This window comes from Pirellulales bacterium, assembly GCA_035546535.1.
Taxonomy (GTDB): domain Bacteria; phylum Planctomycetota; class Planctomycetia; order Pirellulales; family JACPPG01; genus JACPPG01.
In genome coordinates this window covers 1-11,111 of record DASZWQ010000129.1, presented here as the reverse complement: position 1 = coordinate 11,111, position 11,111 = coordinate 1, and the positions used below count along the sequence as shown (strand labels likewise).

11 protein-coding genes are annotated in these 11,111 nt (G+C 61.5%); 7 read left to right on the top strand and 4 right to left on the bottom strand.

Going from position 1 to position 11,111, the window contains the following annotated elements; all coding sequences use genetic code 11:
* From VHD36_15850 to VHD36_15830, 5 genes are all read left to right on the top strand, one after another.
* Positions 1 to 310 (top strand): 7-cyano-7-deazaguanine synthase (locus VHD36_15850; GenBank protein ID HVU88796.1); only part of this gene is annotated, 310 nt, incomplete at its 5' end.
* A 488-nt stretch (positions 311 to 798) separates the two neighbouring features.
* Positions 799 to 1,206, top strand: coding sequence for a 6-carboxytetrahydropterin synthase (locus VHD36_15845; protein ID HVU88795.1), 408 nt, complete (start codon positions 799 to 801; stop codon positions 1,204 to 1,206).
* Positions 1,207 to 1,486: 280 nt separating this feature from the next.
* Entirely contained in the window at positions 1,487 to 1,831 is a 345-nt protein-coding gene (locus VHD36_15840; GenBank protein HVU88794.1) for a hypothetical protein, read from the top strand.
* A gap of 1,100 nt (positions 1,832 to 2,931) precedes the next feature.
* Entirely contained in the window at positions 2,932 to 5,490 is a 2,559-nt protein-coding gene (locus VHD36_15835) for a hypothetical protein (protein ID HVU88793.1), read from the top strand.
* Between the two features lie 40 nt (positions 5,491 to 5,530).
* Entirely contained in the window at positions 5,531 to 6,535 is a 1,005-nt protein-coding gene (locus tag VHD36_15830; protein ID HVU88792.1) for a hypothetical protein, read from the top strand.
* A gap of 64 nt (positions 6,536 to 6,599) precedes the next feature.
* On the opposite strand, the gene VHD36_15825 is transcribed toward VHD36_15830, so the two are convergent.
* Together VHD36_15825 and VHD36_15820 are read right to left on the bottom strand one after the other, a co-directional pair.
* Positions 6,600 to 7,028 (bottom strand): dual specificity protein phosphatase, encoded by a 429-nt coding sequence (locus tag VHD36_15825; protein ID HVU88791.1) that lies wholly within the window; start codon positions 7,026 to 7,028, stop codon positions 6,600 to 6,602.
* A 99-nt stretch (positions 7,029 to 7,127) separates the two neighbouring features.
* Positions 7,128 to 7,817, bottom strand: a complete 690-nt coding sequence (locus VHD36_15820; GenBank protein HVU88790.1) for an NAD(P)H-hydrate epimerase — start codon at positions 7,815 to 7,817, stop codon at positions 7,128 to 7,130.
* Positions 7,818 to 8,066: 249 nt separating this feature from the next.
* Between VHD36_15820 and VHD36_15815 the strand changes: the two genes are divergently transcribed.
* Positions 8,067 to 8,297: an FmdB family zinc ribbon protein gene (locus VHD36_15815; protein ID HVU88789.1), complete on the top strand. Its 231-nt coding sequence runs from the start codon at positions 8,067 to 8,069 to the stop codon at positions 8,295 to 8,297.
* A 62-nt stretch (positions 8,298 to 8,359) separates the two neighbouring features.
* Positions 8,360 to 8,716 carry a hypothetical protein gene (locus tag VHD36_15810; GenBank protein ID HVU88788.1) on the top strand — a complete coding sequence of 119 codons (357 nt, stop codon included), beginning with the start codon at positions 8,360 to 8,362 and terminating at the stop codon, positions 8,714 to 8,716.
* 147 nt (positions 8,717 to 8,863) lie between these two features.
* Here the strand turns inward: VHD36_15810 and VHD36_15805 are convergent, their stop codons facing one another.
* Positions 8,864 to 10,048, bottom strand: coding sequence for a hypothetical protein (locus VHD36_15805; protein ID HVU88787.1), 1,185 nt, complete (start codon positions 10,046 to 10,048; stop codon positions 8,864 to 8,866).
* A 40-nt stretch (positions 10,049 to 10,088) separates the two neighbouring features.
* Positions 10,089 to 11,111 (bottom strand): IMP dehydrogenase (locus tag VHD36_15800; protein ID HVU88786.1); only part of this gene is annotated, 1,023 nt, incomplete at its 5' end.

Below are 11,111 nucleotides of genomic sequence, written 5' to 3'. Positions count from 1 at the left end.
CGCGCTTGCGCCCTTGGCCTCGAACCCTTTCCCCGACGCCACGGACAAGTTCTTTGCCGCTTACGAGCAAGCGCTCAATCTGGCGACTGGCGGGCAGGTTCATATCGAACGCCCCTTCGCCCAGATGACCAAACGCCAGGTTATGGAGTTGGGGAGGGCTTACCCGCTGGAACTGACTTTCTCTTGCATCGATCCCCGCGAGGGACTGCATTGTGGCCGCTGCAACAAATGTGCGGAAAGGATGCAGGCGTTCCAGAGTGCCGGCATGGCCGATCCTACGCAGTACGCCGCCCGCGGGTTGGCCGGATAGGTATTCGGCTGGGTGACGTAAAGCAATCGCGATCTTAAGCCGTTCCCTCTCGCCGGGTATCATGGGGGGATGCCTTCTTTATTTCCGTTCTTCATCTTTGGAATTTTAGTTGCGGCCCTGTGTTGGTCGATCGCGTGGGTCCTTTGGAGAAAGGTTCACCGTGAAATTGCTGAAGGAATGGTGAATTACTGCGGCAACCGATTCAGTCGCGCCGACAGGCCTCTAATGTTCACGCTGTTCATTTGCGTCCAATACGGTCAATTCGTCGTATCATTCACGACTCCCTTGCTCTTTGGAATAGGGGTCTGGATCATCTCGCATCATCCTGACGCCTACCGATACTTCCTTAATCCACCGCAGTAATTTCAAACTGACGCACTACCTTCGGCTGGCTGGGTTACCGCTAAGCTCGGAGTGCCCGGAACCTCGGAATGGTCCGCCAGACCAAACTTTCCCAGCGAGGAGCTGCCCATCGCCGGTGGCTAAAAATGCCTATGTTCCGCGTCAGCCGCGAAATCGACTTCTGCTACGGTCATCGGTTGCTCAACTACGACGGCAAGTGCCGATATCTGCACGGGCATAACGGCCGGGCCGTGATCGTTCTCGAAGGAAAATCGCTCGACGATCGCGGCATGTTGCTCGATTTTTCCGATATCAAGCGCGTTGTCAGCAATTGGATCGACGAGCAGCTCGATCATCGCATGCTGCTGCACCGCGATGACCCCTTCGTGCCGATTCTCCAGCAGGCCGGCGAGCCGCTCTACCTGCTCGACACGAACCCCACGGCCGAAAACATCGCCAAGCTGATCTACAAGTTCACGGCCGCCCAGGGCTTTCCGATCGTCGAAGCGCATCTGTGGGAAACGCCGCGCTGCTTCGCCACCTATCGCGGTTGAGAATCTTGGGCAGTCGACAGCGACGCCCTGCTGCGCTCTTTTAGCGCAATCATTTCGAGGACAGTGTGTCTGAGTCGCGACGCCGCTCGGCGACTCTGTTTCTCGCCCAAGGCACACGCAGCTTGAATCGCCATAGGCAGTTGCGCTTCGTCCAAGACGCGTCTGGCAAGAATCGGCACGATTCGTGCGTTTGCTAACGATCAAGGAAACGGGCTAACGCCCACGAGCCTGCCAACTACGTCAAACCGCACGTGGGCCGAAGGGATCAAGGAGCAAGGACATGAGACGCACAATCGGAACCATGATGGTCGTTGGCGTGCTGATCGCGGCGATGGGATTCGCCAATCCTCAAATCGCGCGGGCCGCGCCGGGGTACTTCAACTTCTCGTTTGGAACACCGGGCTACGGCTACGGTTATCCGGCAGCAGCGCCATACGCGTATGCTGCGCCGGTGCTTCCGCAACCGTATGTGGCGCAACCATATGCCTACGGCGGCATTGGGCCGGGATTGAGCTTCGGATTTGGATATCCCGGCTACGGATACGGCGCGCCGTATCGTGCTTACTACCGTGGCTATGGCGGAGCCGGGTACTATGGGCATTACGGCCATCACCACCACTGGTAGTTTCTACTGTGCAGATAGCACGTCGCTCAGTCACTGAGCGGGGCCGGATCACAGAGCCAGGGGCGACGAATGCAGAATGCTGGTGATGCCATGCACACGGCAGAGCGGGCAGTTCTGCATTCGTTATTTGATTCGCGGATTCTGCAGAATCGCAATCTGCACAAGCGCAAAAAGAAACGCTCTGGCGGACCGTTTCCGATCGACACCAGAGCGTACCCTCCTGGGAAGGCGCGTCGTTAGCTTGCGTCGTCAGGGTGGGGGACGAAGGCGCGCCTCCGGAGTTTCCGATCTCGTTTCGACTCGATCCGGCGTCGTTACCGCAAGGCGGTTGCAATACCGCGAGCACCGCAACCGTAAGAGTCGGTATCGGCACGCGGCACGTCGGACTTTGACGAGTCAGCCGGGTCAGACGCGTGGTACAACGACGGCGCGAAGGGTTCGCTCATTGCCGAAATCGCGCCGCTTCGCGCCGCGCCCACAAAATTGAATTCCCGATTGGAAGAATTCGTCCGCAGATTTCGCAGATTACGCAGATGTGACTACAAAGCCTGTGGTGCGACGTCGATCACATTCTTCGCGTTGACGGTGACGAAAACCAGCTACTGACCTGGCTAGCGACAACGACCAAAGCTTCTCCGATCAAATGCGAAATCTGTGCAATCTGCGGACGCATTCTCGTTGTGCGACTGACTCCGCTTGCTCTGCCGCACGCGACACGACGTTGCTAGCTTCGCCGGTCTCCGCAGAACGCCGCGCCCAACTGTGCTTGGCGCTTACGGCATAAGCCATTACGGTAGGCGGCCCTTTTTGGGGGCAACGGGCGTGCTAGCGCGCCTTTTCCTGCATTCACTTTGCCGGTTACGTCGATTTTATCGACGGGCAACACATCGACGTGGGATAGCTGTCTCGGAACAAGTGCCCCACCAAGGCACCGAAATGATTCACCGCGCGCAAGAGAGCGTGACACTTGCGCGCCTGCGACAAATTTACGCGCGAACAGTCTGCGCTGCGCCCTGATGCAGCGCTGCAGCGTGGGCGCGTCGGCGATGACAGATTTGGTTTTCCGTGGGGCGGAAAGACTTTCTAGGCAATAGCACTGCATGAGTCGTTCCGCCAGGCAAACCGCGGCCTTCTCGCTCTTCACGTTTCTCGACGTGATGCTGTGTACGTTGGGTGCGCTGATCATTGTGTTGATCTGCGTCGTGCGCACAGCCCAGATGAAGAACGCCGACGAAGCGCCGCAAAATGCCGCCGAGATCGAGCAGCTGGTTTCGCAGCGCGAAACCGTTGAGTGGCGGACTAAGCATCTGGCTAAATCTCGCGAGGAAACCCGCGCGCAGTTGAAAGATCGCCGTCTGGAATTGAGCCATATCGAGGAGCATTCGCGCCGGTTGCGCGCGCAGATCGGCGAGCTCGAACTCGCCGAGCAGAAGTCGGCGGAAGGAAAGCACCACCAAGAGAAGCTCGATCAACTCCGTACCGAGCTCGCGCACGTCACCGAGTTGGCTGCCGCGGCCGAACGCGACCTCGAGGAAGCACGACGCACGGCCCAATCCAAGCGGCCTTCGTATGCCGTCGTCCCCTACGAGGGGCCCAGCCAGACCATGCGGCGACCGCTGTACATCGAGTGTACGGGCGAGCGCATTATTCTCCAGCCTGAAGGGATCGAAATAACGCTGATGGATTTGACCGGACCTCTCGGCCCCGGTAATCCCTTGGCCGCCGGCTTGCGTGCCGCGCGCGAATATCTGAACGATTACGGCGAAAATGCCGTCGACACCGGCGAACCTTATCCACTGCTCCTCGTGCGCCCGGACGGCGTCGAGGCCTACTACCACGCGCGCGAAGCCATGTCCTCATGGGGCTCGGAGTTCGGCTACGAGCTGATCGATCAGGATTGGAAGCTCGAGTTCCGCCCATCGCCCCCCGCCATGGCCGATGCGATGCACCTGGCCGTCGACGAAGCCCGCATCCGCCAACAAGCGCTGGCCCGCGCCGCCCCGCGCTACTATTCCGAAAAGAAGAAAGCCCAGTGGTATCGAGCTTCGCCCTCCGGCGGCATCGTGCAGGAGAGCGGGCCGAGCGACGACGAGCGGCAATCGCGCCAAGGCTGGAGCGGGCACTCCGGAGGCGGCGGACATCGCGGCCGAGGCTATGCCGGCAGCGGTGGCGGTGGGCGCGGCAGCCGCGGCGGCGGAAACGGATACGATCGCACGGCAGGTTCGGGCCGCTACCCATCGCAAAATGGCGGCGCCAATCTGGGTACCGACAGCGCCGCCAATAGCGAAACCGAACTGGCAAGCGTCTATGGCGCCGCGGCAAGTTCAACACCAGGAACCGGCACCGGCAACGCAGCCACTGGAGCGCCGCAAGGAAACGGATACGGATCGCAACCTGGCGGCGCAAATCCGGGCGGCAATGGCGCAGGAAACAATATGTTTGCCGGCGGCACCGGCTCCGGCACAGGACCAGCCCCGGGTGCCGGTCCAGCTTTGGGTATGGGAAATGGTGCCGCGCCCGGCACCGGCACGGGATCCGGAAAGGGTTCGTCCTTATTGGGCTCGGGCGGCGGCGCTGGAAACTCGTTTCTCGCGTCCGGCGGCGCAGCTCCTGTTTCGGCAGGCGCCTTGCCGGGCGCAGCGGGCGGCCGCCCTGGGGCGAATGATCTGAGCGGCGGCGGCAACGGCGCGGGCACCAGTGGCGGACAAAAGCCGGGCGATCCGATCAGCGGCTTCAACGGCGGTCTGTACGGCTCAGGAACGGCGACACAGCTCGGCGCAGCGGGAAGCCAAGGTGTCGGTGGTTCAAGCGGCGCGATTGCGCCCGGCGCAGCGACAACAGGCACGACAAGCGCCGTAGACGGCGCGACGGCTGGCAATGGAACAACGGGAGGATCAGGCTCGGGGGCGGGAACGGATGGCTCGCCGAATGGCCCCTACGCCATGTCAGGGGATGACGATGGTCAGGGAGCGCCCGCCAACGCACAAAGCAACGGGCAGGGGATCGCCGGGCAAACCGGGCCGGGCAAGCTTGGCCTGCAGCCTGGCGGCAATCAAGCGGCCGGCGCGAAAAGTGGCCAGGCCGGTGGCGCCGCCAGCGGCGCGCCAGGAAATCCTGGCGGGCAAGCAGGGATGGCTTCGGCCACGTCCTCGCAGAGCTCGCCACTGGCGATCGGCGGACAAGCTGGTGGCATGGCCAGTAGCGCCGGCATGCCAACCAGCGTGCAATTAGGCACCGCAGGCCAGGGCAGCGCCACGAGCAGCATGGCCGACAAACGCGGCAAGAACTGGGGCCTGCCGGAAGAGGCGCGACACGCGGTGCCAATCTCGCGCCCGGTGCGCGTCGAATGCCTTCCCGATCGCCTGGTGTTGCGGTCCGACCAAGCGCCGTCGCAAACACAAGAGATTCCCCTGACCGAGCGAACCGAAGACTCGGTCGAAGACCTGGTGTCGGCCGTCTGGGGCCGCGTCGATACGTGGGGGACAGCCGGTCGTGGCATGTACTGGCGCCCGCAGCTCTCGGTTGCTGTCGCGCCCGGAGCTGAAGGGCGATACGCCGATCTGAAGACGCTACTGGCTGATAGCGGCCTGGAAGTGAAGCCCGCCGACAAGGCGCCGGTACAAGTCGCGCGGCCGAAACGAAAAATCGGTCCCTGGTAGAACAATACATCACCTCGCGATTTCCGCGAGCAAATCGAACATGGCACGTCCGGCACGTGGACAAGAAGAAGCCTTCGGCAACGACTCGTTTCTCGACGTCGTCGCGAACATCGTCGGCATCTTGATCATCCTGGTGGTCGTCGCCAGCACGCGGATCAAGAACCTGCCGTCGCTACTATCGCCGGAGCTGCGCTCTAAAGAAGTGGCCGCCGCCGCGCTCAAGGATGCCGAAGCGTCGATGACGGCCCTCGAGCAGGACGTCATGGACCTGAACAAGGAAATTCAAAAGGTCGCCCTCACCACGGCCGGCCGCTATCAGGAACGTGCAGTGCTTGCACAAATCCTGGCAGCGAAGCAGCGCGAGCTTGAGGAACAGCGGAAGTCGCTCGACGGTCATTCGCGCGAGCAGTTCGATCTCGAGCAGGCGCTGGCGACCGCCGAGGCCAAGCTAATGCAGACGACGCGGCTGAAACGCGAGGTCGACCTGTCACCGCCGCCGACGATCGAGATCAAAACCTATCCCACGCCGATCAGCCAAATCGTGTACGGCAAAGAGCTGCATTTTCAGCTCAAGCGAGGTTTGATTACTCCCATCCCGATGGAAGCCCTGCTGGAAAAATTCAAACGCCGCGCTCACGAGCAGGTCGACCGCTTGCGCGACGAGCGCGAGTTCTCGGATATCGTGGGACCCGTCGACGGGTTCCGCCTGAAATACGTTATCGAGCGCGTGGACATGCAGCCCGAGTCCGGACGTTCCGGCAGCTACGCCCAGCTCCGCCATTTTGCCTTATTGCCGATGAGCGAAGAGCTCGGCGAGACGCTGGAAGAGGCCGTCGCGCGGCAATCGCGATTCGTTACGGCGATCTCGGGGCTTGATCCGAAGCACACGACCATTACCCTGTGGACGTACGACGACAGCTTCGCGATTTTCCGCGAGGTGCGCAAGCAACTGCACGAACTGGGCTTCAGCGTGGCCGGCCGCCCACTGGCCGAAGGGGAACCGATCGCCGGCTCGCCCCACGGCAGCAAATCGGCGGCGCAGTAGTGTGTAGAACGCTGCAAGCGGTCGAAGTAATTGGTGCCGCTCTTGTCGTCGAACTCACAATTCCCTACTCGTCTACCATCCTGTCGCACACTGCCTTGACTTCCGCCCACAAACTTGTCGAGACATCGTGAGCAACGCCGGCAGTGATGTCTTCCAGCGCTTGTTCAAGCGATCTTCCATCGAGCATTGTCAACGCGGCCGCAATGATAATGGGCGATCGGCGCATTCCTGCGCCGCACGCGACAAGCGTCGGAATCTTGGAATCAATTAAGCCCGCCGTTATGTCAACGGCAGCGCGGATGATTTCGGGGCGATTGCCGGAGCCATCCACGAGAGGCACTCGGCAGTACATGATGTCGCGCGGATAGTGAATCGACGGCTCCTCCATCGCCAAATCGACTACCGCGACGATGCCATGGTCAAGGACGCCAGTGATATCACGAGCATCGATTGCAGTTCCAAGCCACAGTCGGTCGGTGATCGCTTCACGCATGGGACACGTGCTTCTTGAGGGGTTAACGCCGACGTCGTGCGAAATATAGATCCGCTCGAAGGGTCGTCGTGCGACTCCTTACGATCTTTGTAGCTCATTCTATCCCGCGTGCGCACGTATCAGGCACTCTTCAATCAGCTTGCGCGGCGCACCGATATCGAGCACGTGTACCTGGCCCGTATACGCCGCCGCGCCGGGCATTAAGAAGCCAGGCTTTTGCGCGACGAACGTACAGGTGTGTGCGGCGCGAATCGTGTGGCGCGACACGGCGCCCGTGTCGCCATCGAGCCCGCTCGGCAGGTCAACGGCCAGCTTCGCGGCCGAATGCGCGTTGAGCGCATCGATCACGGCATCCATGGGCGGGCGCGGATCTCCGTGCGAGCCGGTGCCCAAGAGCGCATCGACAATCCAGGCAGCGCCATCCAGTAGCGCCGCGAGACATGCCGCGTCATACTGGTTTCCAAAAACGTCGATCGGCACGCCGGAGCGAGCAAGGATCGCGTAGTTCGCGGCCGCGTCTCCTTGCAAGCTCGCCGGATCGCACCACAGTCCGACGCGCACCGCGTGCCCGCGCAGATCGAGATGCCGGGCGATGACAAACCCGTCGCCGCCGTTATGTCCCCGGCCGCAACAGACGACGACCGGGCCCGCGATGCCCAAGCGGCACAGTACGTCGACCGTGCCGCGGCCGGCGTTTTCCATGAGCACCAGGCCGGCCATGCCATATTCGGCCACCGCCCGGCGGTCGACCTCTTGGGATTGCCGGCGATTCAGGGTGGGAATCGTCATAAGTGAATTCTGCTTCGCGGGCCAGCGCCGTTCAGTTTTTCGTGCTACGCAATGATGCAGGCGAGACGCCTGCACCACAAAATGTCGACGCGAAGCAAGTTGTGGAGCGGCCGTCTCGGCTGCACAGTTCCCTAGCTTCAACTATTGAAGCACCATGTTCGCAGGCCGAGCGAAATTGCGGTTCTGGGGTCGCCCTCTAGAATAGAGTTGTCTTAGTCGAGATTCTACGAGCGCCCGCGGAGCAAGAGCATGCCCCTCTACGAATACACGTGTACCGGCTGCGGCGACCATTTTGAGCTGCTGGTGCGCGCCAACGAAAAGCCGGCCTGCCCCGATTGCGGCAGCACGCGTGTCGAAAAACAGCTCAGCGTGCCGGCGGCGCACACGGCCAAGCCATCGAGCCTGCCGGTCTGTCAGCCGCAACCACGCTCTGGCGGATGCGGAGCGCCTTGGTGCGGCACGGGTGGTTGCGGAGCTTAAAGCGCTGAGCGCTAAATGATGAGCGCTGAACTGCAAAGACAACCGCGCAGGAACGCATAGTTTTGGCACGAGAACAGGATGCCCATTTGTCTGTACTTGAAAAGGTCCGTGCGATTTTTTCAGAGCTCGCCGGGGAAGAGTCGCGGCACTTGCATGGCGTATCGTCGCGTACCGTGGCGGCGATTACGAGGGCGCTTACGCCGCAATACGGAGCGGAGACGGCTGGCGAGGTGGGTTTTCACATGGCCGACTGGAACGAAGATGCTGCGTTCATGGTCGCATTGCATCTATTTCCTGAGCGGTTCTCGGACGAGGAAATCGCCGCCGGGATCCAAATGTTCCTTGTCCACGCTCCCAGTCACATCCGGGCGGCTTGCAAACTGACGGACGAGTCCAACTGGACCGAGTTATACGAGTGAGCGGCAACCGGTTGACTGGACACTCGGTGGCTATCTGACATGTGAAGGAAATGTAGAATGCAAAATGACGAATGATGAGGCGAGTCCACGGTGACGGAAACTCGCCTCACCCGTTCATCATTCTGCATTCATCATTTTGCATTTCGCCTACGGCACCAGCGCCACGCCCGCTACCCACACGCCGGCTTCGAGCAAAGCACCTCGCAAGCTGATGGGCACCGGCGGGATGATGAACGGGGCACAACTGCCCGGCCGGTAGTAGCCCAGCGGATAGACGCACTCCAGCGGTGGCTCGAGCCCCATCAGGTACGGCAGGATGGGGAGTGCCAGGTAGAACTTGGCGGCCGAGATAATCGGCTGGAACAGTGGCGAGCAGGTCTGGCCATAGCGTTCCAGCTCGATGTCTTCGAAGTACAGCGGCTTGTGACAGAGAGCAGATGCCTTCCAGGCGAACAGCGTTCCATGGAAATTACGCGGCACGAACTGCTCGTCACCTAGGCCGCACTCGACCGGGAACTCGCCCGGCTCGGCGGCGATATTGGTGCTGATGTCCGATAGCCGCTTCACGTATTCACGCGGCGTAGGGCAATTATACGGCAACGCCTGGGCCAATTCTTGCGGCTGGCCTGGCTCCGTAGGAACTTCAGCCGGCGGCGCCAGCGTCGGCACGCGCTCCAATTTCGGCTGTTCATCGCCAAACGGATTTTGGGCCGCCGAACTGCGGCGATCTTGCATCATGGCCTGCACCGCGCTCGGGCGGGCCGGCTTTTGCGCCATTTCCAGGGCCGGCGCTTCGTCATCGCCAAACGGATCGATCTGCGGCTCTTCGTGCGAGGCCAACTTGATCGTCAGCGAGCTGCCGCTAGCACCAGTTGTGGTGAGTGAATGTGGCGACGCCTCGGCATCGCCCAAGCGTTTGACGGTCACCGGAGTGCGCGACTTCGCGGCATGAATTGGTTTAGCGGCCGGCTTCGTGGCCAACTCAGCGGGCTTGGAAGATGCGTCGGCCGACTCAGTCGCCTTGCTCGCGTTCTTGCCGGCATCGCCGTCATCGGACTTTACGTGCAGCGAAGAAGGGCCGTCGCTGGGCTGCGTAAATCGCAATTCCTTGCGGGGCGTTCCCTTGTCAGCGGATACGGCCGTCGGCTCATCGGTGAAAGCGCCAAGCGCCCTGGCGTCGGCCGCGGCGTTTTCGGTCGTCACCACCTTTTTCGGCGAGCGCCACTTCAGATTCGCGCCCGTCGATTTGCTGGCGGTGGCGGTCTTGGCGGCGTCGGTTTTGAGCTCGGCCCGACACGGCGCGGTAGCGGTCAGCGCCACGGCCAGTGCCACGACGAGCGTGCCCGCCCCGGCGCGCCCCGGCCCGCGGCTGCTAGTGCTCTTCGCCCGAGGAGTACTGGGCGCTGTAGTTTGGTGCTTCCTGCGTAATCGCAATGTCATGTGGGTGACTCTCCCGCACGCTAGCCGCTGTGACTTGAATAAACCGCGCATCCCTTCGCAAATCCTCAATGCCACGTGCACCGCAATATCCCATCCCGGCACGCAGTCCACCGATCAGCTGATAGACAAACGCGCTTAAGTTGCCTTTGAAGGGGACTCGTCCTTCGACCCCCTCGGGCACGAATTTCTCGCTGCCGCGTTCTCCTCCGCCTTGCCGGTACCGCTCGCTGGAGCCTTTGACCATCGCTCCCATCGAGCCCATACCGCGATAAATCTTGAACGTGCGCCCCTGGTACAGGATCAACTCGCCCGGGCTTTCGGCCAGGCCGGCGAACAGTCCGCCGATCATGACCGAGTGGGCACCAGCGGCGATGGCTTTCGTCAGGTCGCCGGAGTAGCGGATGCCACCATCAGCAACGATAGGTATGCCAGCGGCGCTAGCGGCCTGAGCGGCCTGGTAGATCGCCGTAATCTGCGGCACGCCGACACCGGAAATGACGCGGGTGGTGCAAATCGACCCGGGCCCGATTCCGACTTTGACAGCATCCGCACCGGCGGCGATCAGGTCTTGGCATCCCTCCTTGGTGGCGACGTTGCCAGCAATGACGTCAATGTCCCAGCGCTGTTTGATGCCACGCACGGTTTCGACGACATTCGTCGAATGGCCGTGAGCGCTGTCCACCACTAGCACGTCAACATCTTTGCTGAGCAGGCTTTCGGCCCGCTGGTATTCGTGTACTCCGATGGCAGCCCCGACCCGCAAGCGGCCTTGCCTATCTTTGCAGGCATTCGGGAACCGGCGCATCTTGTCGATATCTTTGATCGTAATCAGCCCGGTCAGTCTGTTATTTTCGTCAACCAGCAGAAGTTTCTCGACCTTATTTGCCATCAGGATCTTTTCAGCTTCCTCAAGCGATACATTTCCCGTGGCCGTCACGAGGTGCTCACGCGTCAT

What these genes read in the sequence shown, in the direction of transcription:
- VHD36_15845 (HVU88795.1), top strand. Translation starts at nt 799, where the DNA reads ATGCCTATGTTCCGCGTCAGCCGCGAAATCGACTTCTGCTACGGTCAT.
- VHD36_15840 (HVU88794.1), top strand. Translation starts at nt 1,487, where the DNA reads ATGAGACGCACAATCGGAACCATGATGGTCGTTGGCGTGCTGATCGCG.
- VHD36_15835 (HVU88793.1), top strand. Translation starts at nt 2,932, where the DNA reads ATGAGTCGTTCCGCCAGGCAAACCGCGGCCTTCTCGCTCTTCACGTTT.
- VHD36_15830 (HVU88792.1), top strand. Translation starts at nt 5,531, where the DNA reads ATGGCACGTCCGGCACGTGGACAAGAAGAAGCCTTCGGCAACGACTCG.
- VHD36_15825 (HVU88791.1), bottom strand. Translation starts at nt 7,028, where the DNA reads ATGCGTGAAGCGATCACCGACCGACTGTGGCTTGGAACTGCAATCGAT.
- VHD36_15820 (HVU88790.1), bottom strand. Translation starts at nt 7,817, where the DNA reads ATGACGATTCCCACCCTGAATCGCCGGCAATCCCAAGAGGTCGACCGC.
- VHD36_15815 (HVU88789.1), top strand. Translation starts at nt 8,067, where the DNA reads ATGCCCCTCTACGAATACACGTGTACCGGCTGCGGCGACCATTTTGAG.